This is a genomic window from Pseudarthrobacter sp. NPDC058329, assembly GCF_042879835.1.
Taxonomy (GTDB): Bacteria; Actinomycetota; Actinomycetes; order Actinomycetales; family Micrococcaceae; genus Arthrobacter.
On sequence record NZ_JBHVZR010000013.1, the window covers coordinates 48,371 to 74,363 of the forward strand.

General features: G+C 66.5%; 25 protein-coding genes and 3 tRNA genes. 18 read left to right on the forward strand and 10 right to left on the reverse strand.

Translation table 11 applies throughout. The annotated features are described in order from the left end of the window. Positions 1-26 precede the first annotated feature (26 nt). Positions 27-1,145 carry an alcohol dehydrogenase catalytic domain-containing protein gene (locus ACFVYC_RS15980; protein ID WP_387552014.1) on the forward strand — a complete coding sequence of 373 codons (1,119 nt, stop codon included), beginning with the start codon at positions 27-29 and terminating at the stop codon, positions 1,143-1,145. 21 nt (positions 1,146-1,166) lie between these two features. Here ACFVYC_RS15980 and ACFVYC_RS15985 read toward each other — a convergent pair whose 3' ends face one another. Next, positions 1,167-2,066: a LysR family transcriptional regulator gene (locus ACFVYC_RS15985; RefSeq protein ID WP_387552016.1), complete on the reverse strand. Its 900-nt coding sequence runs from the start codon at positions 2,064-2,066 to the stop codon at positions 1,167-1,169. Positions 2,067-2,204: 138 nt separating this feature from the next. Between ACFVYC_RS15985 and mmsB the strand changes: the two genes are divergently transcribed. Beyond that, positions 2,205-3,107: a 3-hydroxyisobutyrate dehydrogenase gene (mmsB, locus tag ACFVYC_RS15990; protein ID WP_387552019.1), complete on the forward strand. Its 903-nt coding sequence runs from the start codon at positions 2,205-2,207 to the stop codon at positions 3,105-3,107. A 13-nt stretch (positions 3,108-3,120) separates the two neighbouring features. After that, positions 3,121-4,605: a CoA-acylating methylmalonate-semialdehyde dehydrogenase gene (locus ACFVYC_RS15995; RefSeq protein WP_387552022.1), complete on the forward strand. Its 1,485-nt coding sequence runs from the start codon at positions 3,121-3,123 to the stop codon at positions 4,603-4,605. A gap of 23 nt (positions 4,606-4,628) precedes the next feature. Here ACFVYC_RS15995 and ACFVYC_RS16000 read toward each other — a convergent pair whose 3' ends face one another. From ACFVYC_RS16000 to ACFVYC_RS16010, 3 genes are read right to left on the reverse strand one after another with little or no spacing between them, the layout of a single operon-like run. Then, the gene (locus ACFVYC_RS16000) at positions 4,629-5,135 is read right to left on the reverse strand and encodes a hypothetical protein (protein ID WP_387552024.1); all 507 of its coding nucleotides are present in this window, start codon (positions 5,133-5,135) and stop codon (positions 4,629-4,631) included. A 13-nt stretch (positions 5,136-5,148) separates the two neighbouring features. Then, a complete protein-coding gene (locus ACFVYC_RS16005) occupies positions 5,149-6,324 on the reverse strand; it encodes a winged helix DNA-binding domain-containing protein (protein WP_387552026.1) in 1,176 nt (391 codons plus the stop codon). Between the two features lie 58 nt (positions 6,325-6,382). Further along, on the reverse strand, positions 6,383-7,180 hold the full coding sequence (locus ACFVYC_RS16010; protein ID WP_387552215.1) for an SGNH/GDSL hydrolase family protein: 798 nt from the start codon (positions 7,178-7,180) through the stop codon (positions 6,383-6,385). Positions 7,181-7,329: 149 nt separating this feature from the next. Between ACFVYC_RS16010 and ACFVYC_RS16015 the strand changes: the two genes are divergently transcribed. Further along, complete coding sequence (locus tag ACFVYC_RS16015; protein ID WP_387552029.1) at positions 7,330-7,980, forward strand: alpha/beta hydrolase; 651 nt, start codon at positions 7,330-7,332, stop codon at positions 7,978-7,980. Positions 7,981-8,010: 30 nt separating this feature from the next. Here the strand turns inward: ACFVYC_RS16015 and ACFVYC_RS16020 are convergent, their stop codons facing one another. Next, positions 8,011-8,244, reverse strand: a complete 234-nt coding sequence (locus tag ACFVYC_RS16020; protein ID WP_387552032.1) for an RNA-binding S4 domain-containing protein — start codon at positions 8,242-8,244, stop codon at positions 8,011-8,013. A gap of 32 nt (positions 8,245-8,276) precedes the next feature. Here ACFVYC_RS16020 and ACFVYC_RS16025 point away from each other — a divergent pair, with 32 nt between their 5' ends. The 3 genes from ACFVYC_RS16025 (at position 8,277) to ACFVYC_RS16035 (ending at position 11,818) form a co-directional block, all read left to right on the forward strand. Further along, positions 8,277-9,269, forward strand: a complete 993-nt coding sequence (locus ACFVYC_RS16025) for a DMT family transporter (RefSeq protein WP_387552034.1) — start codon at positions 8,277-8,279, stop codon at positions 9,267-9,269. 135 nt (positions 9,270-9,404) lie between these two features. Next, positions 9,405-10,790, forward strand: coding sequence for a glycine--tRNA ligase (locus tag ACFVYC_RS16030; RefSeq protein WP_387552037.1), 1,386 nt, complete (start codon positions 9,405-9,407; stop codon positions 10,788-10,790). Positions 10,791-10,792: 2 nt separating this feature from the next. After that, positions 10,793-11,818, forward strand: coding sequence for a GNAT family N-acetyltransferase (locus tag ACFVYC_RS16035; protein ID WP_387552040.1), 1,026 nt, complete (start codon positions 10,793-10,795; stop codon positions 11,816-11,818). A 78-nt stretch (positions 11,819-11,896) separates the two neighbouring features. On the opposite strand, the gene ACFVYC_RS16040 is transcribed toward ACFVYC_RS16035, so the two are convergent. Together ACFVYC_RS16040 and ACFVYC_RS16045 are read right to left on the reverse strand one after the other, a co-directional pair. Further along, entirely contained in the window at positions 11,897-12,697 is an 801-nt protein-coding gene (locus ACFVYC_RS16040) for a DUF1295 domain-containing protein (protein ID WP_387552043.1), read from the reverse strand. After that, positions 12,694-13,452: an alpha/beta hydrolase gene (locus tag ACFVYC_RS16045; RefSeq protein WP_387552218.1), complete on the reverse strand. Its 759-nt coding sequence runs from the start codon at positions 13,450-13,452 to the stop codon at positions 12,694-12,696. The genes ACFVYC_RS16040 and ACFVYC_RS16045 overlap by 4 nt, the downstream gene beginning before the upstream one ends. A gap of 141 nt (positions 13,453-13,593) precedes the next feature. Between ACFVYC_RS16045 and ACFVYC_RS16050 the strand changes: the two genes are divergently transcribed. The 6 genes from ACFVYC_RS16050 to ACFVYC_RS16075 all read left to right on the forward strand — a co-directional run bounded on the left by ACFVYC_RS16050 (position 13,594) and on the right by ACFVYC_RS16075 (position 19,890). Then, positions 13,594-15,015: a YibE/F family protein gene (locus tag ACFVYC_RS16050; protein ID WP_387552221.1), complete on the forward strand. Its 1,422-nt coding sequence runs from the start codon at positions 13,594-13,596 to the stop codon at positions 15,013-15,015. 96 nt (positions 15,016-15,111) lie between these two features. Next, on the forward strand, positions 15,112-16,290 hold the full coding sequence (gene dusB / locus ACFVYC_RS16055; protein ID WP_387552046.1) for a tRNA dihydrouridine synthase DusB: 1,179 nt from the start codon (positions 15,112-15,114) through the stop codon (positions 16,288-16,290). After that, positions 16,283-17,572, forward strand: a complete 1,290-nt coding sequence (locus tag ACFVYC_RS16060) for a deoxyguanosinetriphosphate triphosphohydrolase (protein ID WP_387552048.1) — start codon at positions 16,283-16,285, stop codon at positions 17,570-17,572. Before dusB ends, ACFVYC_RS16060 begins: the two co-directional genes overlap by 8 nt. Before the next feature lie 52 nt (positions 17,573-17,624). Further along, a complete protein-coding gene (gene dnaG, locus ACFVYC_RS16065) occupies positions 17,625-19,541 on the forward strand; it encodes a DNA primase (RefSeq protein WP_387552050.1) in 1,917 nt (638 codons plus the stop codon). Between the two features lie 77 nt (positions 19,542-19,618). Further along, a tRNA-Asn gene (locus ACFVYC_RS16070) sits at positions 19,619-19,691 on the forward strand. A 123-nt stretch (positions 19,692-19,814) separates the two neighbouring features. Continuing rightward, positions 19,815-19,890: transfer RNA gene (locus tag ACFVYC_RS16075), tRNA-Asn, on the forward strand. Positions 19,891-19,940: 50 nt separating this feature from the next. Here ACFVYC_RS16075 and ACFVYC_RS16080 read toward each other — a convergent pair. From ACFVYC_RS16080 to ACFVYC_RS16090, 3 genes are read right to left on the reverse strand one after another with little or no spacing between them, the layout of a single operon-like run. After that, positions 19,941-20,348, reverse strand: coding sequence for a hypothetical protein (locus ACFVYC_RS16080; protein WP_387552052.1), 408 nt, complete (start codon positions 20,346-20,348; stop codon positions 19,941-19,943). A 39-nt stretch (positions 20,349-20,387) separates the two neighbouring features. Continuing rightward, positions 20,388-20,579 (reverse strand): hypothetical protein, encoded by a 192-nt coding sequence (locus ACFVYC_RS16085; RefSeq protein ID WP_387552055.1) that lies wholly within the window; start codon positions 20,577-20,579, stop codon positions 20,388-20,390. A 4-nt stretch (positions 20,580-20,583) separates the two neighbouring features. Next, positions 20,584-21,807, reverse strand: coding sequence for a multidrug effflux MFS transporter (locus ACFVYC_RS16090; RefSeq protein WP_387552058.1), 1,224 nt, complete (start codon positions 21,805-21,807; stop codon positions 20,584-20,586). A gap of 178 nt (positions 21,808-21,985) precedes the next feature. Here ACFVYC_RS16090 and ACFVYC_RS16095 point away from each other — a divergent pair, with 178 nt between their 5' ends. From ACFVYC_RS16095 to ACFVYC_RS16115, 5 genes are all read left to right on the forward strand, one after another. Continuing rightward, positions 21,986-22,840, forward strand: a complete 855-nt coding sequence (locus ACFVYC_RS16095) for a phage holin family protein (protein ID WP_387552061.1) — start codon at positions 21,986-21,988, stop codon at positions 22,838-22,840. 98 nt (positions 22,841-22,938) lie between these two features. Then, complete coding sequence (locus ACFVYC_RS16100; protein ID WP_387552063.1) at positions 22,939-23,562, forward strand: CDP-alcohol phosphatidyltransferase family protein; 624 nt, start codon at positions 22,939-22,941, stop codon at positions 23,560-23,562. Beyond that, positions 23,562-24,470 carry a DMT family transporter gene (locus tag ACFVYC_RS16105; protein WP_387552065.1) on the forward strand — a complete coding sequence of 303 codons (909 nt, stop codon included), beginning with the start codon at positions 23,562-23,564 and terminating at the stop codon, positions 24,468-24,470. The genes ACFVYC_RS16100 and ACFVYC_RS16105 overlap by 1 nt, the downstream gene beginning before the upstream one ends. A gap of 97 nt (positions 24,471-24,567) precedes the next feature. Then, positions 24,568-25,764, forward strand: coding sequence for a glycosyltransferase (locus ACFVYC_RS16110; RefSeq protein ID WP_387552068.1), 1,197 nt, complete (start codon positions 24,568-24,570; stop codon positions 25,762-25,764). A gap of 74 nt (positions 25,765-25,838) precedes the next feature. Continuing rightward, positions 25,839-25,912, forward strand: a tRNA-Ile gene (locus tag ACFVYC_RS16115). Positions 25,913-25,993 lie beyond the last annotated feature (81 nt).

Sequence of the window (25,993 nt, forward strand, 5' to 3'; positions counted from 1 at the left end):
CCCTTCGAACGAAGTCAGGATTCCCCATGAAAGCAGCCGTCCTCTACTCCACGGTCCCGTCCGGAACCACGTACACCGAAGCGCAACCCCTTCGGGTCGAAGAGCTTCACCGCCCGGAACCGCGCGCCGGCGAGTTGGGCGTGACCATCACGTACTCGAGCCTGTGCCACTCGGACCTGTCCGTGGTGGACGGCTCCCGCGTCAGGCCGCTTCCCATGGCGCTGGGGCACGAGGCTGTGGGCCGGGTTGCCGCCGTGGGGGAGGGCGTCACGGACGTTTCCGTCGGAGACCATGTGGTCCTGGTCTTTGTCCCCAGCTGTGGCGAATGCCGCGCGTGCCGGGCGGGCCGCCCCGCACTCTGCCACCGGGCCGCGGAGGTCAACGGGTCCGGGGACCTCCTGCACGGAGAGGCACTGCTGCGGACGCCTGCGGGGGAAAGGATCAACCATCATCTCGGGGTGTCGGCGTTCGCCGACTACGCCGTGGTGGCCCGGGAGTCAGTGGTGGTTATTGACGACGACGTCCCGGACACTGTGGCGGCGATGTTCGGTTGCGCCGTGCTCACCGGGATGGGAGCCGTCCTGAACACGGCCGCTGTCCAGCCCGGCCAGTCCGTGGCTGTTTTCGGACTCGGCGCCGTGGGGCTTTCGGCCGTGATGGCTGCAGCGCTCGCCGGTGCTTCCTCCGTCATCGCCATCGACCCCAACGCGGGCAAGCACGGGTTCGCCCTGAAGTGCGGGGCAACCGCGGTGGGCACCCCGGACGAGGCTTCCCGCCTGATCGCAGAGGCCGCCGGAGACGGCGTGGACACCGCCATCGAAGCTGTGGGTTCGGCCCGGGTCATTGCATCGTGCCTTGAGCACGTGACCCGCGGCGGCGCAGTGGTCTCGGTGGGGCTGCCGCACCCCACCGCGGAACTGACAGTGCCGGCACTTCAGTTCGCGGGAGCGGGCAAACGGCTGCTCGGCTCCTATATGGGTGACGCCGTTCCGCGCCGCGACATCCCTTTGTACCTGGGGTACTGGCGCGAGGGCAGGCTTCCCGTTGAGCTGCTGCACACCGACACCCGGCCGCTGGAGGAGATCAACGAAGGCCTCGACGCACTCGCCGCCGGGCAAGTGGTGAGGCGGCTCTTCCGCGCCTGAGCGGACCCGGGTGTCCCGGGCCTAGGCTGCCAGCAGGTCGCGGCGTTCCGCCACCTCCTCCTGCAGCGCAGCGATCACTGCCTGCACCCGGGCGGACCGCAGCGACTCCGGCCGTGCCACCGCCCAGATGGGCAACTGACGCTGGAAGGCCTCGGGGAGCACCGGCACAAACTCCGGATTCCCCGCCACCATAAAGTTTGGCAGCAGCCCAATGCCGGCACCGCGGCGCACCGCCTCGATCTGGGCATGGATGCTCGTGGCCTGGAAGCTGGACTTCGGCATCGGCAGTTGCGAGGACCGGTGGCCCAATTCGGCAACCTGGAGTGCCGACTCGACGTAGGAGACGAAGCCGTGCTGCCCCACGCCGTCGGGCGTTTCCGGCAAGCCCCGCCGGGCAGCATAGGCGGGGCTGGCGTAGAGCCGGAGGAAGTAGTTGGTCAGGAAGATGGTCTGGGCGTTGCTCACGTCAGTGCGGCCCACCACCACCTCCAGATCGACACCGGAGCGGTTCTGGCTGACCTTGCGCGTGGCGCTGAGCATCTCCACGTTCAGCATCGGGTGCCGCTGCTGGAGGCGGACCAGTGCCGGCGCCACGAATTCGGCGCCGAAACCGTCTGAGGTGCTGATGCGCACCATGCCGGAGAGGGCGTCGCGGTCCTGGCCGGTAACTGCGGCGAGGGATCCGAGCGTTTCCTCGATAGTTTCCGCTGCCGCGACGGCCGAGGCCCCCAGTTCCGTCAACTCCCAGCCGTGCGGGCTGCGCTCCAGGGTGCGGCCGCCCAATTGCTTGTCGAGGGCGAGGATCCGGCGCGAAATGGTGGTGTGAGTGGTCCCCAGCGTTTCGGCGACGGCATTGAAACGCCCCAGCCGGGCCACCGTCAGCAAAATCAGCAAGTCGTCCGGACTCGGAAGCCGCGCCATCCGATGCCTTTCCTCAGTGTGCATCAGTGCACATAGCGTCTGTAATTTTTCCCCTTGATTGCACTGTAGCAGGGTGTGATGGTGGACACAGACGTTTCGGCCGCCCTCGGCCGGAGCCACAGCAAAGGAGCTTGGGCCATGGCAGTAGTCGGTTGGATCGGTTTGGGGAATATGGGCGGTTCCATGTCGGGGAATCTCGCAAAGGCGGGCCACGACGTCCGGGGATTCGATCTCAATCCTGCCGCTCTCGCCGCAGCGGAGGCCGGAGGAGTGAAGCCGGTGGGGAGCATCGCCGAGGCCGTCTCGGGCGCCGACGTCGTTTTCACCATGTTGCCCAAAGGCGAGCACGCCAAGGCTGTCTACCTCGGCGCGGACGGCGTGCTTGCCCACGCCGATACACGCACCCTCCTGGTCGATTCCTCCACGATCGATATCGCCGCCGCGAGGGAACTGCACGACGCCGCCGCTGCCGCCGGCTTCCGGTTCGTGGATGCCCCGGTCTCGGGCGGGATGAGCGGCGCCGCGGCCGGGACGCTCACCTTTATGGTTGGCGGTGAAGCGGCCGCCGTGGCCGACGCCACTGGCTACATCTCGCCCATGGCCGCCAACATCATCCCAACCGGTGGAGCCACCACCGGCCAGGCAGCCAAAATCTGCAACAACTTGATGCTCCTGATCAACCTGGCCTCCACCGCTGAAGGTGCAGTGCTGGCGGACCGGCTCGGCCTCGACAAAAAGGTGTTCTGGGACATTGCCTCCGTCTCCTCCGGGGACAGCTGGGCGCTGCGCACCTGGTACCCCGTTCCCGGCGTGGTCCCCACCGCCGCCTCCAACAATGACTTCGCGCCAACGTTCACTGCCGAGCTGGCGAACAAGGACATTGGCCTGGCCATCAGCGCCGCCGAAGACACCGGCCTGCCGCTGGAAATTGGCAAGCACGTCCAGCAGCTCTACCAGCGCCTCATCGATGCGGGCGAGTCCGGCAAGGACTGCTCCATGATCATCAAGCTCGTTGACGGCTCGCTGGATTCAGCCAAGTAGAAGAGAGACTGCCATGCAAACCATTCCCCACTTCATCAACGGCCGCCGTGTCACGGATGCTGACCGCTTCGGTCCCGTCTACAACCCCGCCACCGGAGAGCAGGAAAAGCAGGTGGCGCTGGCTTCGGCGGTCCGGGTGGAGGAAGCCATTGCCGCGGCGAAGGCCGCGCTGCCGGCCTGGCGGGCAACGAGCCTGGCCAAACGCAGCAACATCTTCTTCCGCGTCCGCGAAATCCTCACCCAGCGCAAGTCCGAACTGGCCGCCATCCTTACCAGCGAGCACGGCAAAGTACTTTCAGACGCCGAAGGGGAGATCTCCCGCGGCCTCGAAAACATCGAATTCGCCACGGGGTTGTCCCACATGCTCAAGGGGGAGCGCTCCGAACAGGTCTCCAGCGGCGTGGACGTCCACTCCGTCCGGCAGCCTGTAGGCGTGGTGGCCTGCATCACCCCGTTCAATTTTCCGGCCATGGTGCCGCTGTGGATGATCGGCAGTGCCCTGGCGTGCGGCAACACCGTGCTCCTGAAGCCCAGTGAAAAGGACCCGTCCCCGGCGGTGTTCATCGCTGAAGTCTTCGCGGAGGCCGGGCTGCCGGCCGGTGTGCTGAACGTTGTCCAGGGCGACAAGGAAGCCGTTGACGTCCTGCTCGAACATCAGGACGTCAAGGCCGTCAGCTTCGTAGGTTCCACGCCCACAGCGCAGTCCATCTACAAGCGCGCGGCGGACCACGGAAAGCGGGTCCAGGCACTGGGCGGGGCCAAGAACCACATGGTGGTCCTGCCTGACGCGGACCTGGACATGGCCGCCGACGCCGCCGTGTCGGCTGCCTACGGTTCTGCGGGCGAGCGCTGCATGGCGGTCAGCGTGCTGGTGGCCGTCGGCAACATCGCCGATGACCTGGTGGCGGCAATCCAGAACCGCATGGCAACCCTGACCATCGGCCCGGGCACGGAACCGGCATCTCAGATGGGCCCGCTCATCACCGCCGAACACCGGAACAAGGTGGCGTCCTATGTGGCAGGGGCCGAAAACGAAGGCGCGACGCTGGTTGTTGACGGCCGCTCGCAGCAGTTCGATTCAAGCGGGTTCTTCATCGGAGTCAGCCTGGTGGACCACGTCAAGCCGGGCATGAAGGTGTACGACGACGAAATCTTCGGCCCCGTCCTGTCAGTGGTGCGCGTGGATACCTACAGCGATGCCGTCCGCCTGGTGAACGAGAACGAGTTCGGCAACGGGGTTGCCATCTTCACTCGCGACGGCGGAGCCGCGCGGCAGTTCGAGTTCGACGTCGAGGCGGGCATGGTGGGCGTCAACGTGCCCATCCCGGTGCCGGTGGGCACCTTCTCCTTCGGCGGCTGGAAGAATTCCCTGTTCGGCGACACCCACATGTACGGGCCGGACAGCATCCGGTTCTACACCCGGGGCAAAGTGGTCACCACGCGGTGGCCCGATCCGGCGACGTCAGTCATCGACCTGGGCTTTCCGCAGGTGGACTGACGCCGGCGGGCCGTACAGATCCGCTAGCCGTTCATGATCTCGCCGCGGCGGGTCATGTACTCCTCCACGGACAGTTCGCCGTTGCTGTACTTCTCATCCAGTTCGGCGAGCTTGCGTGCACGGTAGCCCTGCGGGGCCGACGGCGGCGGGGGAGTGGCGGGGGCCGCGGGCTGCTGCGGAGCTTCTTCGCGCTGGCCCGGCTGCTGCCCGTACGTCGGCTGCCCGTACGGCGGAACCTGCTGGTCCATCGGCGGAACCGGCGGGACAGGCTGGATGGGCGGCAGGGGCTGGGGCCGGTCCAGTTCCCGGAATCCGCCGCTGAAGTAGTCCTGCTGGGTGAAGCCGTCCCGCGGCTGTTTATTCTGCGGGCCGGCCGATCCCGGGTAGCTGCCGCCGCCCGGGAACTGCTCCGGGTAGCGGCCGGAAAAGCTCTGCTCGTGGTTCCGGCGGGCGACGGACTTCCGGTACATCCGCATGGCCATCGGGATCAGGAATGACAGAATGATGATCCAGAAAAACAAGTTGCTCACGGTGCCGTGCCTCTCATGTGTGTGCTTCCAGCTTAGCCCCGGACTGCACCCGGACGGCCGGCAGCCCGATGAATGCGCCGTACCGGTCAACGGCGTCCTGGACAGCCGCGGACACCGGGGATCCAGGAGCTTCGGCGGCATGGGTCAACCGGATATCCAGCCCGCAGCGGCCGGGAAGCAGCGTGTGCCGCCAGGAACCCGCCATCCGCCCGTCCATCAGGACCACGTGCATCGGCAAACCTTCAAAGGGAAAAGCGGGAGCGCCGCCGCCCATGTAATGCCGCGTGGCTGAATAGCCCATCACGTACTCGTCGTAGCACTGGATCAGGTCTATCCGTGGTCCGTCGCCAGAAGCGGGAGCGAGCCCGGCCGCGGCATCTGGATTCCCGGCGGCGTAGTAGAACACGACGCCGTCAATCACCGTTTCGGCGAGGGCCCCGGGACGTGCCTCCAGGGTGAGCTGCACGCCCTTCCGGACGTCCGTTATGGTCATCCCCGACCAGTCGGCGCAGTCCTTAACCGTCGCGGGGCCACGGCCTGTGAAGTAGCGGCGGGTGAGCTCGGCCAACGCTTCGGGCCGGGTGAACGCCGCCTCCGGCCCGGCGGGAACCCGCTCGTCAAAAAGCGCGTACGTCTGTTTCAGCGCTCCGCCCCGGCTCCGCACCGGCGTGCCGCTCACCAGGATGCCGCTGATCTCGGCGTGCATGACCAGGTAGGCGAGCTCCAGGCCCTTCGCCGCGAACCCGGCGTCCCGCAACCGTTCCGCCAGTTGTTCCCGGGTCAGGTGGTTTCCGCCCGCGACAGCCCCTGCCAGCAGGTCCGCGCTCCGGGCGGCGGCAACCGCGTCGATGCCTGTGCTGCGGTAGGTGAAGGCATTGGCCTGTTCGAGCCGGGGCTCTGAGAGAGCGCGCAGCCAGCGGAGGTCGTCCCGGTGGACGAAGTGCCAGGTGGGCCGGAGGATATGCGTGCGCAGGATCCGGCCATCGGCAACCGCCGTTTCGATGTCCGTGGCCTTTACGGCAGGGGCAACGCCGTTTGATACCCGCTGCGCCAGGCTCCACCTGGCATAGGGAAACTCCTGTGCCTGCACGGCGAGCAGGTTTCGCAGGGCGTCCTCCGGGGTTGCGGCGCCGGGTTCCCGCAGCAGCTGGGACTGAAGCCGCAGCCGCACCACCGCGTCAGGTTCCATACCCGTCACCTGGGCCGGCCTGCTGCCTGCATGTACCTGTCCGCCGTGGGAGCCGGCGCTAGCGCCGGGCAGCCTCGGTGGTCCCCAGCGGACCCTCGCCGGAGCCCAACGGAACGCCCGGCCCGAAGACGGGACCCGGCGTCGGACGCTTGGCGGTGATTCCGTCCCCGGAGGACTGGTGGCGCAGCCGGCGCAGCACCCAGGGCACGAAGTACTCACGTGCCCACACCAAGTCACCGGAGCGTGCCTCGCGCCAGGTGCGCGCCGGCACCGGTTTGGGCTGCAGCGGCTCCAGCGTGTGCTCCACATTCAGCGAGTCCAGCACCATGGCCGCGATGGTGTGGTGGCCCAGCGGCGAGAAGTGCAGCCGGTCCTGGTCCCACATCTGCGGATCGCTGAGCTGGCGCAGGGACCACATGTCGGCGATAACAGCATCATGCCGGGCCGCCACGGTGCGCAGGTTTTCGTTATAGATGGCCACTTTGCTGCGGATCCTGCCCAACACCGACGAGCCTGTGTCCGGGCCGTTGAAGAGGACCACGGTGGCGCCGCCCATGGCCAGGATCTGCACCACGGAATCTAGCTTCTCCGCCAGCACGTCGGGGTCGCCGCCCGGACGCAGCAGGTCGTTGCCGCCGGCTGAGAGCGTGACCAGGTCCGGCTTCAACGCCAGGCAGGGGGCGAGCTGCCGGTCCACAATCTGCTGCAGCAGCCTGCCACGGACCGCAAGGTTGGCATAGGCGAAGTCGGGCTGCGTGCGGCCCAGTTCCTCCGCCACCCGGTCTGCCCAGCCGCGGTAGCCGCCGGGGCTTGTGGGCTCGGGGTCGCCGATGCCCTCGGTAAAGGAATCGCCCATTGCCACGTAGCGGGTCCAGGGGTGGGATCCGGCGTGGGCAGCGGGGGTTCGAACGGCACTCGTGTCAGTCACGGTCCTATCCTGCCTTCCGCTTCGCTGGCTACGCGAACGTAGGTTGTTACCTTTGGGTAACTGTAAGAATAGAAACCATGACTGAAGCCGAAGTATTTCCTGCCCCTGTTGTTTTGTGGTCCCACCCGGAGGATCAGCGCGACGGCAAGCCGCTGCTGGTGCTGCTGCACGGCTACGGCGCCAACGAACAGGACCTGCTCAGTCTGGCTGACCTGCTGCCGGGGGACTTCGCCGTCGCCTCCGTCCGGGCGCCCATCGCCATGGGACCGGGCTTCACCTGGTTCCCTCTCACGGCCTCCATCGACTACTCCCTGGAGCGGGTCAAGGAAGCCTCGTCCTACGTGCTCGACTGGATCGACGCCATCCGGGTGGGGCACCCCTCCGTGACGCTGCTCGGGTTCTCCATGGGTATGGCCATGGCCACCACGCTCCTGCGGCAGCGGCCCACCGACTTTGCGGCCGTCGTCGGACTCTCAGGTTTTGTGGTGGACGCTGGCGACGATCCCAGCTTCAAGGATTCGGAACTGGACGGCACTATTCCCATGTTCTGGGGCCGGGACCAGCAGGACCCCGTGATCACACCGGACAAGATCGACTACACCATGGGCTGGGTCCGCAAGCACGTCAAGCTCACCAAGGTGCTCTACACCGGCATGTGGCACGGGATCAACCAGCAGGAAATCGGTCACGTGGGCGAGTTCCTCACCCACGAGGTCCTCAAGAAGTAAGCGGACGACGGCGGGCGCCGGCCCGGGAGGTCAATCCGCCTGGGGTGCCACCACCCGGACAGTCTGCCCGTTGACCGTGACAGTGTCCCCATTGTGCAGCTGGCGGCCGCGGCGGTCGTCGATCTCGCCGTTGACCTTAACGAGTCCGTTTTTGATCAGCTCCGCCGCCTCCACGCCGTCCTCCACCAGGCTGGCGAGCTTGAGGAGCTGGCCGAGGCGGATCATGCTGTCGCGGATGGGGATGTCTTCAACGGGGTTGCTCATGAAGCAATAATGCCTGACGTAGGGTGGATTCAGTGACCTCGACCTCCCGCCTGCCGCTGCTCGCAGGCCTTCCCCTGGCGGTAGGCGCAGGCCTCGCCATTCCCGTGCAGGGCCGGATCAACGGTGCGCTGGGTGCCCGGTTGAACGACGGCATCGCCGCGTCCGTGGTGAGTTTCAGCACAGGACTGGTGGTGATGGTTCTCATCTCGCTGCTCCTGCCGCGCGGCCGCGCCGGGCTGGCCCGGATCCTGCCAGCCGTCCGGAGCCGGGCCTTCCCCCGCGTCTATGTCCTCGCCGGCGGCATCGGCGCGCTCTTCGTTTTTGCCCAGTCGTTCACGGTGGGAATTTTGGGCGTAGCCCTCTTCACTGTTGCCACGGTCACCGGCCAGACCCTCAGCGGGCTGCTCGTGGACAGGCTGGGCATCGGCCCGGCCGGCCGGAAGCAGGTTACCGCGATCCGGGTCATTGGCTGTGTGCTGACCATCGCCGCCGTCGCCTGGGCTGTTTCGCCCCGGTTCACCGGAACCGCCGGGGGAGGGTCCGACGGCGGCGCGGCGGCCCTGTTGGTTCCCCTCCTGCTCCCCGTCGCCGCCGGGTTCCTGATGAGCTTCCAGCAGGCCATGAACGGAACGGCAACAGTCCATTACGGGACGCCGATCGCAGCCACCCTGGTCAATTTTGTGGCCGGTTCCGTGGTCCTGTGGACGGCTTACGCCATCAAGATGGCCACCGCCGGGCCCGGCAATCCGCTGCCGGGGGAGTGGTGGTACTACGTTGGCGGTCCCATGGGGTGCGTGTTCATCGGCCTGGGCGCGCTGCTGGTCCGCAGCCTGGGCGTCCTGGTCACCGGCCTGGGCATGATCGCCGGCCAGCTGCTCGGCTCGCTGGCGCTCGACGTGATCCTGCCCGCGTCCGGAACCATTGTGGCCCCTGCCACTGTGCTCGGCACCGTCCTCACACTGGCGGCGATCATCCTGGCCACCCTGCCCTGGCCGCGGGGCGCGCTCCGCAGTGGGCACCGGTAGGCTAGGACACGCAGCTTTTTGCATCTTTCCTTCATCCGCCCCCGCGGCAGCCAGCGGTCACCCACCGCCGGCCTTACCGGGGCCTGAAAAACCGCGGACCGCACCCAGCGGCCCTGTAGAAATTGGAGTTTCCCCATGGCAGCAAAATCCGTTCTCGACCAGGTCATTTCCCTCTCCAAGCGGAGGGGTTTTGTGTTCCAGGCCGGTGAGATCTACGGAGGTTCGCGTTCTGCCTGGGACTACGGGCCCCTCGGCGCCGAACTGAAGGAAAACATCAAGCGCCAGTGGTGGCAGTCCATGGTCCGCGGCCGCGAAGACGTGGTGGGCCTGGACTCCTCGGTCATCCTGCCCCGTCAGGTATGGGAAGCCTCCGGCCACGTGGACGTCTTCTCCGATCCCCTGGTGGAGTGCCTTTCCTGCCACAAGCGCTACCGTGCTGACCACCTCGAGGAAGAGTACGAGGAAAAGAAGGGCCGCCCCGCCGAGAACGGCCTGAAGGACATCGCCTGCGCCAACTGCGGCACCCGCGGCGAATGGACCGAACCCCAGGAATTCTCCGGCCTGCTCAAGACCTTCCTCGGCCCCGTGGCCAGCGAGGAAGGCATGCACTACCTGCGCCCGGAAACCGCCCAGGGCATCTTTGTGAACTTCAACAACGTGCTCACCACCTCCCGCAAGAAGCCGCCGTTCGGCATCGGCCAGATCGGCAAGTCCTTCCGCAACGAGATCACGCCCGGCAACTTCATCTTCCGCACCCGCGAGTTCGAGCAGATGGAAATGGAGTTCTTCGTCGAGCCCGGCACGGATGAAGAGTGGCACCAGTACTGGATGAAGGAGCGCATGTCCTGGTACACGGACCTGGGCATCCGCGAGGAGAACCTGCGCTTCTTCGAACACCCGCTGGAAAAGCTCAGCCACTACTCCAAGGGCACCACGGACATCGAATACCGCTTCGGCTTCCAGGGCTCTGAGTGGGGCGAACTCGAAGGTATCGCCAACCGCACCGACTTTGACCTCTCCACCCACGCCAAGGCCTCCGGCACGGACCTGAGCTACTTCAACCAGGCCACCAACGAGCGCTACACCCCGTACGTGATCGAGCCCGCCGCGGGCCTCACCCGCTCCTTTATGGCGTTCCTGGTGGACGCCTACACCGAGGACGAGGCCCCCAATGCCAAGGGCGGCGTGGACGTCCGCACCGTCCTGAAGCTGGACCCGCGCCTGGCCCCGGTCAAGGCCGCTGTTCTGCCGCTGAGCCGCAACGAGGACCTGTCCCCGAAGGCCAAGGACCTCGGCACCCAGCTGCGCAAGAACTGGAACATCGACTTCGACGACGCCGGCGCCATCGGCCGCCGCTACCGCCGCCAGGACGAAATCGGTACCCCGTTCTGCATCACCGTGGACTTCGACACCCTCGAGGACCAGGCCGTCACCATCCGCGAGCGGGACACCATGAGCCAGGAACGCGTCTCCCTGGACAAGGTGGAAGGCTACCTGGCCGCACGCCTGATCGGCGCGTAGCCGTGGCCGTCGAATACCGCGAATGGCGCGAGGGCGATGACCTGGCCCTGCTGGAAATCTGGGGCGGGCCGGAAACCCACCAGGCCCACCAGTTCCGCGGCGCCCTGGCGCCTTCTTCGGACGGCGCAGTCTCCCCGTGGCGGCGCTGCATCGTGGCCGAGGACGTCGTGGACGGCGTCGGCATTCCGGTTGCGGCGGGCGTTGTCTACGAGGCCTCCCTGCACCCGGAGCGGCTCTGGACCTACATCGAGGTAGCACGGGACCACCGCCGCTCCGGTATCGGTGCCACGCTCCTGACCATGCTGCGCCGCGAAGCCGGGCAGTCGCCGTCGGGCGTTTCCAGGCTCCGCGCCAAGGTGGAACCGGGTACGCCGGGCGCGGCCTTCGCGGAGCACTTCGGCCTTTCGCCCATCCAGCGTTCCCGGCTGGTGGTAGTGGAACCGGGTGCCCTGAGGCTTCCCGTGTTCCCGGCCAACGACGGCGACAGCGGACCCACGAACGACGAAAACGCGGGCTCCGACGTTGTGATGGACCTGGCCACCGGCTCCGTGGAACTGACGGACGTGGTGGGCCGCTACTACACCGCCATCCACGGGTGGGATTCACCGGGCGTGCTGTCCATGGGCCAGGTGCAGAAGCTGTTCCTGGACGACCTCACCGGTGCGCACGGCGCGATCGTGCTCCGGGCCCGGCCGGAGTCGGCCTTTGGTTCGGGGGTGGCGCCGAGCAAAAAGGGCCGGATCCGTGCGTTTGCCGTCAGTTACGCGGCGCCGGCAACGGGCCCTGGACAGGACGAGGGCCAGGACAGCCAGGAAGCGACGGACGTTTTCGTCGGCCACGAGCCCTCCCTTGACGCGGATGACGCCGCCGGTGCCGTCCGCGACATGCTCGCCCTGATTGCGTACCAGCACCCGGTGATGCTGGAACTGGACGACTCCATGACCGCGCTCCGCGCCGCCGTCGAGCCCCTGCTCGAACGCGGCAAGGCGCGCCTCTCGGGTCCGGAAACCCTGGTCGTCTCGGACTGAGCCAGCCCGCGCCCAACCAGGTAGCGCCAAGCGTCGATTTGACCGGTCAAACTGACACTCGGCGCTACCTGCTTGCAGTCAGTTTCGCCGGGGCGGCCGGGGGATGAAGCCGCTGGTGGCTTCGACGTACTCGCGGTAGCCCGGGCGCCAGGACATCGCCTTCTCCGTCAGCGGTTTTCCGGTCTTTGCGGCCAGGGTCCACACCATCAACGCGGGCGAGAGCACCGTCAGGACTCCCGGCCACGAATCGGCGGCGATGAGGAACAGCCCGGTCCACACCACGGCGTCGCCGAAGTAGTTGGGGTGCCGGGTATAGCGCCACAAACCGGTGTCCAGGACGGTTCCGCGCCGTGCCGGATCCCGCTTGAACTGCTGCAGCTGCCAGTCGCCCACGGCCTCGAAAAGGAACCCGACCAGCCAGAACAGGACGCCCAGGAGCCCAAGCCAGCCGACGCCGCCGGTGGCGAACATGCCCACCTGGACTGGCAGCGAGACAAAAAACATCACCAGGCCCTGCGGCAGGTAGACCCGCCGGAGCGCATAAACGTCCCTGTTGCCGGGGGCACTGCCGAGCATGGCCTGGTAACGCGGGTCCTCGTGGCCCCCGCGGGCACGTAAACCGATGTGGGCTCCCAGGCGCAGGCCCCACACCGCGGTCAACAAAAGAAGCAGCAGCCGCCGGGTGTCGTCGCCGGCTCCGTTGGAAAGGAACCAGGACACCACCGCGACAGCCACGAAGCCCGGGCCCCAGGCCACATCCATCACCGAGTGCCGCCCCTGGCGGACGGCTACGGCGAAAGTGACGGCCAGGACCACAACGACGGCGAGCGCAGCCCAGGGCAGGGCGGCGGCAAAGTCCGCCCACGGGAAAGGGGTCACAAGGTCACCTGGACCGACGATGCGGGCAGCAGTTGGTCAAATCCCCGGGGCAGGGCAACGTCCGCCCCGGTCGATTCGCGGAAGGATTTCAGGACAAAACCGGTGGAGAGCGTGTGCCACAGCCGGATCTTGCGGAGCATAAAGTGCCCGGCGCCTTTCAGGGCGACGTACTGCATGGACCCGGCGCCTGCGGCGGCACGGCGGGCAAACGCGAGCGACGCCGAGGGGCTGGTCCACCTGTCGATGGTCCCGTGGACAATAAGCACCTTCCGGCCGGCCACCGCCGAGACCGGCGTCCCGGGGCTGAGCCAGGGCGCCAGGGCCACAACAGCCTGCACCTGCGGGTGGTCCGCAGCGCAGACCGCAGTCAGCCCGCCCATTGAGTGCCCCACGAGGAACACCGGAACGCCCGGGTGCCGGCTGCTGATTTGTTCAAGGGCCCAGCGCGCGTCGTGGAGCGGCGACATGTCGGCCCCGTTCCAGCCGCGCACGCTGTTGCGCAGGGACCATACCGCCAGTCCATTCTTCCTGCCGGCCCGGTGCAGGTGCCGGGCAATTGGGACCATTCGTGCGGGACTTAGGTGCGTCGCCTCCACCGGCTCATGGCTGTGCGACTTTCCTCCGTGCAGCACCAGGGCAACCCCTGCGGTGGGACCGGACGCCCGAAGCTCGCTGAGCACAGCCTGGCGGACGGTTCCAGCGGCGGTTGACGTGGCATCAAAGCTGCCGCTTTCCTCAGTGCTGCGGTTGGCCATACCCGGTTCCTCCCCGTAGTGACGATCCATTTATCAACCCTATGGAACCGGACGTAGAGTTCAATGTATGAGGTTCTACTGCTGATGGGGTCCGGCCACTCCCACGCTTCTACAGGTCATTCGGAGCCGTCGCCGCAAGCGATGGCCGCCCGCCGGAAAGCAAACCGCATCCTCGCGGCCGTGCTGATTCCCCTGACGCTCCTGACCCTGGCCGGCATGGCAATGCTCTGGCCTTCCGGAAGCAAGGAAGGCATCTCCCTGGCGAACCCCTACTCCGCTGCTCCCGGGGTTACCTTCGACACCGGCACCATCCAGACCGTGGTCACCGAGAACTGCATGCAGGGCGTGGCGCAGCAGGGTCAAGGGGGCCAGAGTTCGGCCGACCAAAGCCAAAACCAGCAGGGCCAGAGCCAGCAGGGATCCGACTGCACGTTTGCCTTCACTGAGCCGGACAAGGGTGGAAGCCCGGTCAAGGTGGTCATCAACCCGGACGTCGCCAAGTCGCATGGGGTCAAGCCAGGTGACCAGATCCGCTACCTGAACCTTTCCAATGCCCAGGGCGCGTCAGCTTCCCAGGGTTCGCCCGCCTTTATTTTTGTGGACTTCGTCCGGACCCTGCCGATAGTCCTGCTCGCACTGCTCTATGCCGCGGTGGTCATCGCGGTTGCCCGCTGGCGGGGCCTCCGGGCACTGGTTGGACTTGTGGGCGCCTATTTTGTGCTGGCCGGCTTTATGCTTCCCGGCCTGGTGGAGGGCAAACCGCCGTTGCTGCTGGCCCTGGTGGGATCAACGGTGATCATGATCGGGGTCCTGTACTTCGCCCACGGCTTCTCGGCCCGGACGTCCACCGCGCTCCTGGGCACCATGTTCGGGCTCGGGATCACGGCGCTCCTGGCTGCCTGGGCCACCGGCGCGGCGAACCTTGCCGGGGTGGGCAACCACGAGGCAACCACCCTGGTGAACACTTCGGCCAATATTTCCATCTCGGGCGTGATCCTGTGCGGGCTCATCATCTCGGGGCTCGGCGTCCTGAACGATGTGACCATTACGCAGTCCTCCGCCGTGTGGGAACTGTACGAACTGGCGCCCGGAAGCAGCGCACGGAAACTGTTCACCTCCGCGATGCGCATCGGGCGTGACCACATCGCCTCCACCGTGTACACCATTGCCTTCGCCTACGCCGGTGCCGCCCTGCCGATCCTTATCATTGTGATGCTCTACGACCGCCCGCTCGCGGACACCCTCACCAGCGCGGAGCTCTCGGAGGAGGTCATCAGGACCCTGGTCGGTTCCATCGGCCTGGTCCTGGCGATCCCGGTCACCACGCTGATCGCCGTGCTGGTGGTGAAGGCGACCGGCTTACGGGCAGGGGAGCTTCCGGGGTCCGGTGCCCACGGAACCCAACAGGTGGAAACGGACGACGCCGGAGGCCCGGCCGCAACTGGAGGTGCCCGAGCAACAGCGCAGCCAGCCGTCAACCTCGATGATGTCAGCGATACGGGTACGCTGGCGGCCGCGGCCCTGCAGACCCGGCGGGGGCGCCGGGCGGCGGAGCGGGAGTGACGGTGGCTGCCGGGACGGACTGCGTGGGAAGCGACTGACGGCGGCACCCGAGACCCGCCCGCGCCACGATTTGCCCGGCTTTGCAACAATGGACAGGTGACTGTTGCAGCAACTCCTCCCGCCCCCAGGCTGGAACTCCCGCCCCTGAAGCTTGGCCCCATAACCGTGGACACCCCGGTGATCCTGGCCCCCATGGCCGGCATCACCAACTCGGCGTTCCGCCGTTTGTGCCGCGAATACGGCGGCGGCATGTACGTGGCGGAAATGGTTACCTCCCGCGCGCTGGTGGAGCGTACGCCTGAATCCCTGCGCATCATCTCCCACGACGACGACGAGAAGGTCCGGTCCGTCCAGTTGTACGGCGTGGACCCGGTGACGGTGGGCCGTGCCGTGCAGATGCTTGTTGAGGAGGACCGGGCGGACCACATCGATTTGAACTTCGGCTGCCCCGTGCCCAAGGTGACCCGGCGCGGCGGCGGCTCGGCCCTGCCGTGGAAGATTGACCTCTTCACGTCGATCGTGCAGACCGCCGTGAAGGAAGCAGCCAAGGGCAACGTCCCGCTCACCATCAAGATGCGCAAGGGCATCGACGAGGACCACCTCACGTACCTCGACGCCGGCCGGATCGCCCGTGATTCCGGGGTTGCCGCCGTGGCGCTTCACGGCAGGACGGCCGCCCAGTTCTACTCCGGCCAGGCGGACTGGTCCGCTATAGCCCGCCTGCGAGAGGCGCTGCCGGACATCCCGGTGCTGGGCAACGGCGACATCTGGTCCGCCGAGGACGCGGTCCGGATGGTCCGCGAAACCGGCGTTGACGGTGTGGTGGTGGGCCGTGGCTGCCAGGGCCGGCCATGGCTGTTCGGGGACCTGCAGGCTGCCTTCGAAGGCAGCGACACCCGGTTCCGGCCGAACCTGCGCCAGGTGGCCGAGGGGGTGTACCGCCATGCCGAACTCATGGTGGAGACCTTTGGCGACGAGGGCAAGGCGCTCCGTGAGATCCGCAAGCACATCGCCTGGTACTTCAAGGGCTACGTGGTGGGCGGGGAACTGCGCACCCGGCTGGCGCTGGTGACCAGCCTGCAGGTGCTGCGGGATACCCTCGCGGAGCTGGACCTTGAATCGCCGTACCCGGGCGGTGACGCCGAAGGTCCCCGCGGCCGCGCCGGCTCGCCCAAGAGACCGGCTTTGCCCAAGGACTGGCTGGAATCGCGGGCGCTGAATGCGGACCAGTCCCGGGACATCTCCGCTGCGGAACTGGACGTTTCAGGTGGCTGAGACACGAACCACCGCACCGGTCCTGCCGGGCTACGACAGCCACGATTCCGCCCGCTGGGTGGAGGAGCCGAGCAAGAACGTCTACCGTTCGGACTTTGAGCGTGACCGCGCCCGGGTGCTGCATTCCTCCGCACTCCGCAGGCTTGGGGCCAAAACCCAGGTGGTGGCACCGGACACCGACGACTTCGTCCGGACCCGCCTCACCCACAGCCTGGAGGTGGCACAGGTGGGCCGTGAACTTGGCCGGGCGCTGGGCTGCGACCCGGACGTGGTGGACACCGCCTGCCTGAGCCACGACCTCGGCCACCCGCCGTTTGGCCACAACGGGGAATCGGCGCTGAACGAGGTGGCGCACGCGATCGGCGGCTTCGAAGGGAACGCCCAGACCCTCCGGCTGCTGACCCGCCTGGAGCCCAAGGTGTTGACGGCGGACAACCAGCCCGCCGGCCTGAACCTCACCAGGGCCAGCCTTGACGCGGCTGCGAAGTACCCGTGGTCGGCGCTGGAGGCCCCGGTCATCCACGGGCAGCGGACCAGCAAGTTCGGGGCCTATGAGGACGATCTCCCCATCTTCAACTGGATTCGGGAAGGCGCGCCGGAACGCCGGTCCTGCCTCGAAGCCCAGGTGATGGATCTCGCCGACGACATCTCCTACTCCGTGCATGACGTCGAGGACGCCATCGTGGCCGGACATTTCCAGCTGCGTTGGATGGACAACCCTGACCACCGCGCCCGGGTGGTGGGCTACGCCAAGCAGTGGTACCTGCCGCACAACGATCCCGCCGCCATCGATGCCGCCCTGGCCCGGCTCGAAGCCACTGACGTGTGGGTGCGGGAAGCTGACGGCAGCCGCAAGTCCATGGCCGCCCTGAAGAACATGACCAGCCAGCTGATCGGCAGGTTTTGCCAGAGCGCCCTGGAAACCACGCGCGCCGTCTACGGCCCCGAGAACCTCACGCGCTACAACGCCCAGCTGATGGTGCCGGACGAGACCGTGATGGAGATCGCCGTGATGAAGGGCCTGGCCACCACCTTCGTGATGACCACCGATCACCGCCAGCCCATCTATGAACGCCAGCGCGAGGTACTCCACGCCCTGGTCACGGCGTTGAGCGCCACGGGGGACCGGCACCTTGAGCCGATGTTCGCAGCCGACTGGCGTGACGCGCCCGACGACGGTGCGCGCCTTCGCGTGGTGATCGACCAGGTGGCGTCCCTCACCGACGGCTCGGCGCTGGCCATGTACGAACGCCTGGTGGGGAGCCTTCCGTCGCTGTGGTGAGCAACGCCATAACGCGGCAGCCGCCGTCGTACCCCGGGGCTAGGATTGCTCTGTGGCTGGGCTGATCAAACGTGAAGATATCGACGAAGTACGCCAGCGCACGGACATCAAGGAAGTGGTTGACGGCTACGTCACGCTCAAGGGCGCCGGGCTGGGGAGCTTCAAAGGCCTGTGCCCTTTCCATGACGAGCGCTCGCCGTCCTTCACCGTCCGGCCCCAGGTAGGCCGCTACCACTGCTTCGGCTGCGGCGAGGACGGCGACGTCATTGCGTTCGTCCAGAAGCAGGACCACAGCTCCTTTCAGGAGGCCGTGGAAAAACTGGCGTCCCGGATCGGCTATGAGCTCCGGTACGAGGACGGCGGGACCGGCCCCAGCCGCGAGGAAGTGGGCCGCAGGCAACGGCTGCTGGACGCCCACAAAATCGCCGACGAGTTTTTCCGGGCACAACTGCTGACGCCGGGCGCCGCGGAGGGGCGGACCTTCCTGCACGGCCGCGGGTTCGACCGTGCCGCTGCCGAGCAGTTCGGCGTCGGTTACGCCCCGCAGGGCTGGGATGCCTTGCTCAAGCACCTTCGCGGACGGAATTTCACCGACGCGGAGCTGAAGCTTACGGGGATGTTCTCGGAAGGAAACCGGGGCATCTACGACCGTTTCCGCGGGCGCCTCATCTGGCCCATCCGGGACATCGCAGGGGACACCATCGGCTTCGGAGCCCGGAAGCTTTACGAGGACGACCAGGGACCCAAGTACCTGAACACCCCTGAGACCACCCTGTATAAAAAATCCCAGGTGCTCTACGGGATCGATCTTGCCAAGCGCAGCATCGCCAAGGACCGGCAGCTGGTGGTGGTGGAGGGCTACACGGACGTGATGGCCTGCCATCTTGCAGGGATCCCGACGGCGGTGGCCACCTGCGGCACCGCGTTCGGCACCGAACACATCAAGATCGCCCGCCGGCTGCTCTCGGACGACGGCACCGGGGGAGAGGTCATCTTCACCTTCGACGGCGACGCCGCCGGCCAGAAGGCGGCCCTGCGCGCCTTCGAAGAGGACCAGCGCTTCACTGCCCAGACGTATGTGGCCGTGGAACCCACGGGAGCGGATCCGTGCGACCTGCGGCAAAGCAAGGGCGACGAAGCAGTACATGCGCTGGTGCAGTCCCGGCGCCCGCTGTTTGAATTCGCCATCCGGACTACGCTGAAGCAGTTCAACCTGGACACCGTGGAGGGCCGCGTACAGGGCCTGAAGGCCTGCGTGCCGGTGGTTGCCGCCATCCGTGACGCGTCCACCCGGACGGGCTACTGCCAGGCGCTCACGGGCTGGCTGGGAATGCCGGACCCCAACGAAGTGCTGCGCCTGGTGACCGCCGAAGTGAAGCGCGGTAGCCAGGGTGCGCCTGCCGCGCCCGGTTCCCGGACTCCGGCCGGGAGCGCCCAACCGGGCGGGCCCGGCGTGGCTGCCGGGCCGCCGTCGGGCGCTGTGCCTTCCTTCCACCGCCCCGATCCCCGTGATCCGGTGGCCTCCATGGAGCGGCAGGCGCTGGAGGTTGCCCTGCAGGAGCCCGCGCTGCTCGGCGGCGGAATCTGGGAGCGCTTCTCAGCTGCACGGTTCGCCACCCCGGCCTTCCAGGCTGTCCATGACGCCATGCGCGCCACGGACCCGGGCCTGACCGCCGATCCCGTGCGCTGGGTGGAACACGTGATGAACGAGGTTCCCGAACCGCTGCGGCCCCTGGTGTCCGAACTGGCCGTGGTGCCGTTGCCGGCCAGCACGGAGGAGGCCGTGCAGAAATACTGCCGGGACATCCTGTCTCGGCTTTTCGAACTCCAGATCACCCGGGTCAAGGCGGACAAGATGGGCCAGCTGCAACGGCTTGACCCGGCGGCTGATCCGGAAACCTACCAGCGGCTCAACCGTGAACTGATGATGCTGGAAATGGAACGCCGTGCCCTGCGCTCGGATGCCTGACCCGCTCCCCGGACTGCGCCCGCCGGCCCCGATTTCGTTTACCGGCCACACCTTTGCTAGGCTAATACCCGCTTCATTCCTCCTTAGCTCAATTGGCAGAGCATTCGACTGTTAATCGAAGGGTTGCTGGTTCAAGTCCAGCAGGAGGAGCGCACAATCCCCGTTCCGGCCTCCGGAACGGGGATTTTTTATGCCTTGTGAACGTCACGGGCCCGGCCAAACCGCCGATTTCACTTTGGTGCGGATCCTTTGCTAATGTCATACCTGCTTCATTCCTCCTTAGCTCAATTGGCAGAGCATTCGACTGTTAATCGAAGGGTTGCTGGTTCAAGTCCAGCAGGAGGAGCCAAACATAAAAGTTCCCTGTTCCTCCTGTGGAGGGACAGGGAATTTTTGTTTCTAGACGAAGTCCATTTCCACCTGGAGGAACCGCTCTGCCTCCACAATGGCTGCCAGGAACGCCTCCTTTTCGGTGGGCGATTTCCGCGGCTGGCGCGGGTTCCATTCATGGGGCGCGGAGTGCACGCGCACAAAGCCGGTCTCCGGCGGTGCATAGAAGATGCCGAAGCGCTGCACGGGCCACTCGGGCGAAGTTTCCGGGGCTACCAGCAGCGCTGCCATGAAGGCCGGGTTGTACCACTGGGCGATCGGCCGGCGCCGGTCCTCGGTGAACAGGCCCGCGGCGTAGAGGGCGGCGGACTGCTCCCCGCTCTGGGCACACAGCCGGTCCCACCACAGTGGCAGTATCCGGGTATCGCACCGTTGCCACGTGGCCGGAAGCGGCGGTTGATTCTGCCGGCTGGGCACGGACACATTTTATCCCGGGACAGGCGCCCAGCGGCAGGATCAGTGCCGGTTCCATGGCCCGGGGTTGATGCGGTACAGCAAAGCGGATCCCGCAATCATGCCAAGGACAATCCCCATGGCGGGGTTGCCCAGGGCACGGCCGGCGAAGTAGCCCGCGACGGCGCCCAGCACCGCCCCGAGGAAGAGTCCCCGGGGGTTCCGGTGCGGCTTTCGGCTCTTGGGGTGCACCATGGCGTCAGTGGATCGAGGGGACGGTGCGCGGCCGGACTACCAGCCAGAGGGCAGCGATGGCCAGCAGGATGCAGGCTCCCTGGACGGCGCCCATGGGAGCGGCGCTGGTGATGCCCAGCCAGCCGACCACAGGGGAGATGAGCCCGGCCATCATGAAGGTCGCAAATCCCAGCAGCGAGGCGGCGGTGCCGGCCTGGCCGGCATGGCCGGCAAGGGCGAGCACCTGTACGCAGGGGAACATAAACCCCGTTCCCATGATGTAGAACCACAGCGGCACCATCACGCCCCAGAGGCCAAATCCCAGCTGGTCGAACACCACGATCAGCATGGCCATCAGGAACATCCAGGCCGTGGCGCAGGCAAGGATCCACTGCGGCGGCACCCGGCGGATGAGCCGTGCGCTCGTCTGGACACCGGCCACGATGCCCAGTGAGTTGACGCCAAAGAGCAGGCCATACTCCTGGGCGGAAAAGCCGAACACATCCTGGAACAGGAAAGGCGAGGCCGATAGGTACGTGAAGAGCCCGCCGAAGTTCAGTCCGGCCACCAACAGGAGGCCAACAAAGATCCGGTCGCTGAAGAGGACCCGGTAGCGCTCCCGGGCAGTCATGCCGCTTTGCCGGCGCTTTTCCGGCGGCAGTGTCTCCCGCACCAGGAACAGGGCAGCGACGATGACCAGGGTGCCGTAGGCGGCAAGGAACACAAAGATCCCCGGCCATGGCATCACCAGCAGCAGCTGGGAACCGATCACCGGAGCCAGGATCGGTGCCAGCCCGTTGACCAGGGACATGCGGGAAAACATCTTGACCATGGCGTAGCCCGAGAACAGGTCGCGCACCATCGCCATGGCCACCACGCCCCCGCCCGCGGCGCCCACACCCATCAGGACGCGGAATATGCCCAGGGTGGTGATATCGGTGGACAGGGCTGCGCCCAGGGAGGCTGCGATGTGCACGGCCGTTGCCAGGATCAGCGGGACCCGGCGGCCGAACCTGTCGCTGAAGGGGCCCACCACCAGCTGGCCGATGGCAAAGCCGACCGTAGTCCCGGCGAGGGTCAGCTGGACCTGGGCCTCGGTCACTCCCAGGCTCGCCTCCAACGCAGGGAAAGCCGGCAGGTACAGGTCGATCGTGAACGGACCCAAGGCCGTCAGGGCGCCGAGGAGGAGGATGTACAGAAGTTTCCGGCGTCGGCTCAACAGCTCGCCCGGATCGCTGGGTATGGTCACGGAGACTAATCCTAGGCCCGGGGCCGGGGAATTCTGCAGCGTTGTAGGCCGCGCCGTCCGGCAAGCCCCGGGGTTGGCCCATAACCTGAATGATAGTTTTGGTGCCGGGGACTGTGCAGCTGCACTTTCCCGCAGCACATGGAAGCCGAATCGGCCATGAAACAGTAAGGCGGAACCGATGAGCGGACGTCACAGCGGGCGGACCAGCCCGGGATTGCGCATCGCTGCGCTGCCCGGGACGATCAAACTCCTTTTCCGGTTGGCGCCCCGCCAGCTGAACGACGAAGTCGCTTTCGCGAAAATCGAGCTCAAGCGCAAGGGCATTCAGGTCGGCGTTGCCGCAGCCTTCTTCGCAGTGGCCCTCGTATTCCTCCTCTTCCTGGTGGTCGGCCTGATCGTTGCCGCCATCATGGGCCTCGCCACGATCATGCCTGCGTGGCTGGCCGCCCTGCTGGTCTCCGCGGCCTTCCTCCTGGTGGCACTTATCGGTGGCTTGATCGGGCTGCGCAAATTCAAGAAGGCCATGCCCCTGCTGCCGGAGGAAACCATCCGCGGCATCAAACACGACATCGGCATCGCGAAGGAAGGCTCCGCCTTCAATCCTGCGGTCCTCGATCCACAGAGCCCCGAGGCCAAAGCGGCCAAGGCAGCCAAGGCAGAGGCCGACGCCAAGTCGAAGGCCGAGAAGGAAGCAAAGGCAGCGGAGCACAACAAGGACTTCCCGCAGGCCTCCGAACCGGAACTTGTCCGCCGCCTGAACCAGCGCCGCCACCACCTCACGGAAGTCCGCGACGACCTCGGCGAAGAGCTCGACGTCAAGACCCAGGCCCGGTTCGTCCTGGCTGCCGCACGGGGAAAACTCCGCCAGGGCCAGGCTCTTGCCGGCCGGGGCAGGGACCTTGCCGGGCAACGGCTCGCCGCTCTCTCCGCGTCCGCCGGCGGCCTGGACCCCCGGTGGAAACCGCTGGCTGCCTTTGCCGCTGCCGGTGCCGTGTTCGTTGTCCTGGTCCGCAAGCTCCTCCGGACCTACTAGGACCGGCTTTCAACGGAGCTGCCGTCGGGCAGCGCGCGGCAGGGCCGCAGAAATCGTGAGGCCGTGCCCGGAGGGCGCAGGAAGGAAAGGGGAGTCGGATGAAGTTCATCGGTGCCGGCTCCCGTCCCGGACGCCCCCAGGTGGATCACGACCGCGTCTTCACCATCCCCAACCTGCTGACTGTGGTCCGGTTCATGGGCGTACCGCTCTTCGTCTGGCTGGTCCTTGCCCAAAAAGAGTACGGCGCCGCCGTAGTGGTCCTGGCCGTTATGGGCTGCACCGACTGGATCGACGGTTATGTGGCCCGCCGCTTCGACCAGGCCTCCAAACTCGGCCGGGTCCTCGATCCCATCGCCGACCGGCTGGCGTTGATCACCGTCGCAGTCACTTTGGTGATCGCCGGCGTCGTGCACTGGCTGTATCTGGCCGCGCTGGTGATCCCGGACGCCGTGCTGCTGGTCCTCACCCTGTCCTTTTTCGGCGGCCACCCGGATCTTCCCGTCAGCGTGGTGGGCAAGGTGCGCACCGGCCTGCTGCTCCTGGGCACACCGATGCTGGTCCTTTCCCGGCTGGACACAGCATTCTCCGGCGAGCTGCTCGTGGCCGCATGGATAGTCCTTGGGCTGGGACTCATCGGCCACTGGATCGCCGCCTACAACTACTTCTGGGCTATCCTGCGCAAAGGCAGAATGCAGCAAGATGACGACGGCGGGACTTCCTGATGGTGTGGTTGGCAGTTGCGCTTGCGGTGCTTGGCGCCTTCTGCCTGGCACTGGGTGCGCAGCGCCAGGGAAGCGCAGTCAAAGCCGATACCGGCGGCCTGGCGCTAAGCTCCAACGGATTCGTCCGCCTCCTCCGGAACCCGCGCTGGGTGTTCGGCCTCCTGCTGCTGTGCGCCGGGATGGCCATGAACGCGGTGGCCCTCGTGTCCGCCCCGCTCACGGTGGTCCAGCCCATCGGAGCGATCGCCCTTGTCATCACCACCGTCGTCAACGCGCGCGACCAGGACCTCACCATCAACAGGGCCACGATCGTGGCCATCTCCGCCTGCGTGGCAGGCTCGGCGCTCTTTGTCCTCCTGGCCGTCAACGTGACGCAGGAGAACCATGATGTCAGCCTCGACGCCGAACTCACCATCGTGCTGCTGCTGGCCCTCGCCGTCGGGCTCTTCGGCACTCTTGCGGTGATGTTCAGGCACCGGATGAACGCGTTTGTCTATATCCTCGGCGCCGGAGTCCTCTTCGGTTTTGTGGCTGTGCTCACGAGGATCATCGGCAAGCACCTGCTTAATCCCAACGGACTGTTCCTGCTGAACGTGCAGTGGTATTCGGTGGTGGCCATCATCGCCGCGGGCGGCCTGGGATCCTGGTTCGTGCAGAGCGCCTATTCCACGGGCCCGCCCGACCTGGTGATCGCCGGCCTGACAGTCATCGACCCCATTGTCGGCATCGCCATTGGGATTGTTATCCTCGGTGAACTCCGCCCCGATGTCCACGCCGTGATGGCCATTGCCATGGGAACGGCTGCATCCCTTGCTATCGTGGGGGTAATCGCCCTTTCAAGGCACCATCCCGAGGTTACCAAGCGCAAAAAAGACGCTCGGAAGGCCGCGGGCAGGCCGACCCACTAGTCCGTCCAGCAACTACACGAGGCCCCGGCCCCACGCCGGCGGCCAACCGTGCTGCCAGTGCCAGCTGTCCGCACCGTGACCATCAGGAGCCCTCCACGTGACCACGCCCGCAGACCAGCAGCCCTTGACCGTCCTGATCGCCGCGGACACCTACCCGCCCCACATCAACGGGGCTGCCCAGTTCGGGTACCGGCTGGCCAAGGGCATGACGGGCCGGGGCCACAACGTGCACGTGCTTGCGTGCCGGGCTGACAACGGGAAGAGCTTTACCGAGTTCCGGTCCGAAGCAACGGTGCACCGTCTCCGCTCACACGGCGTCCCCACCCACGAATATTTCCGGATCTGCTTTCCCTGGGAAATCAAGAAGGAGATCAGCCTCCTTTTTGACCGCGTCAAGCCGGACGTCGTGCACATCCAGAGCCACTACATGATCGGCGAGCACGTCCTGTACGAGGCCGACAAGCGGGGCATCCGGATCGTCGCCACCAACCACTTCATGCCGGAGAACCTCAACCCGTTCCTGCCGTTTCCGCAGTGGTTCAAGAACATCATCGGAAAGATCTCCTGGAAGGACATGGGCAAGGTTATGGGCAGGGCCGACGTTGTCACCACGCCCACTCCGCTGGCGGCCAGGGCCATGCACCAGCACGCGTTCCTCCGCAAGGTCCTTCCACTGTCCAACGGCATCGACTCGGCTGCCTACGAGCTGCAGCCGGGCGAGCACATCGAGCCGCACGCGCACCCCACCGTTGTGTTTGCCGGGCGCCTCGCCGAGGAAAAGCATGTGGATGTGCTGATTGAGGCCATCGGCAAAACACCTGCGGAGCTGAACGTGCACCTGGAAGTCGTGGGTGGCGGCGAGGTCCGTTCCGCCCTCGAAAACCTCGTCCAGCGGCTCGGGCTGGGGGACAGGGTGAAGTTCCTCGGCCTGGTCAGCGATGAGGACCTGCGCAAGACCTACATTAAGGCGGACCTCTTCTGCATGCCCGGGACTGCCGAACTGCAGTCACTGGTCACCCTGGAGGCGATGTCCGCATCCACCCCGGTGGTGCTGGCGGATGCCATGGCATTGCCGCACCTGGTCCGCGACGGCGAAAACGGGTACCTGTTCACGCCGAACGACAGCGATGACCTCGCCAAGAAGATCACCATGATCCTTGAACTGCCGGCAGACCAGCGTGCCGCCATGGGCCAGGTCAGCCGGCAGATGGTGGAACCCCACAGCATCGAGGGCACCCTGCAGACCTTCGAGGACCTGTACCGGGGTGCGCGCTTCGAGGACAAAGTGGTCTGAACGCTTTCCGGGGTTTGCTAGAGTAATTCTGCCCTGCAGGCGAAACCCTTTTGCGGAGACCAGCCAGGGCATCTGGGGCTATAGCTCAGCTGGTTAGAGCGCGGGACTCATAATCCTAAGGTCCTCGGTTCAAGTCCGAGTAGCCCTACCCATGGACGCGGAAACCGCGGCCGGCATATCTGCCGGCCGCGGTTTCTTTCATAAGCGCCGCACCTGCGGTATGTTACTG

Bases quoted from the DNA above. Each gene is read 5' to 3' on its own strand.
- ACFVYC_RS15995 (WP_387552022.1), top strand. From the start codon at position 3,121: ATGCAAACCATTCCCCACTTCATCAACGGCCGCCGTGTCACGGATGCT.
- ACFVYC_RS16095 (WP_387552061.1), top strand. From the start codon at position 21,986: ATGAGCGGACGTCACAGCGGGCGGACCAGCCCGGGATTGCGCATCGCT.
- ACFVYC_RS16085 (WP_387552055.1), bottom strand. From the start codon at position 20,579: ATGGTGCACCCCAAGAGCCGAAAGCCGCACCGGAACCCCCGGGGACTC.
- ACFVYC_RS16045 (WP_387552218.1), bottom strand. From the start codon at position 13,452: ATGGCCAACCGCAGCACTGAGGAAAGCGGCAGCTTTGATGCCACGTCA.
- ACFVYC_RS16010 (WP_387552215.1), bottom strand. From the start codon at position 7,180: ATGGGCGATTCCTTTACCGAGGGCATCGGCGACCCCGAGCCCACAAGC.
- ACFVYC_RS15985 (WP_387552016.1), bottom strand. From the start codon at position 2,066: ATGGCGCGGCTTCCGAGTCCGGACGACTTGCTGATTTTGCTGACGGTG.
- ACFVYC_RS16100 (WP_387552063.1), top strand. From the start codon at position 22,939: ATGAAGTTCATCGGTGCCGGCTCCCGTCCCGGACGCCCCCAGGTGGAT.
- ACFVYC_RS16020 (WP_387552032.1), bottom strand. From the start codon at position 8,244: ATGAGCAACCCCGTTGAAGACATCCCCATCCGCGACAGCATGATCCGC.
- ACFVYC_RS16105 (WP_387552065.1), top strand. From the start codon at position 23,562: ATGGTGTGGTTGGCAGTTGCGCTTGCGGTGCTTGGCGCCTTCTGCCTG.
- ACFVYC_RS16005 (WP_387552026.1), bottom strand. From the start codon at position 6,324: ATGGAACCTGACGCGGTGGTGCGGCTGCGGCTTCAGTCCCAGCTGCTG.
- ACFVYC_RS15980 (WP_387552014.1), top strand. From the start codon at position 27: ATGAAAGCAGCCGTCCTCTACTCCACGGTCCCGTCCGGAACCACGTAC.
- ACFVYC_RS16050 (WP_387552221.1), top strand. From the start codon at position 13,594: ATGGCCGCCCGCCGGAAAGCAAACCGCATCCTCGCGGCCGTGCTGATT.
- ACFVYC_RS16030 (WP_387552037.1), top strand. From the start codon at position 9,405: ATGGCAGCAAAATCCGTTCTCGACCAGGTCATTTCCCTCTCCAAGCGG.
- ACFVYC_RS16015 (WP_387552029.1), top strand. From the start codon at position 7,330: ATGACTGAAGCCGAAGTATTTCCTGCCCCTGTTGTTTTGTGGTCCCAC.
- mmsB (WP_387552019.1), top strand. From the start codon at position 2,205: ATGGCAGTAGTCGGTTGGATCGGTTTGGGGAATATGGGCGGTTCCATG.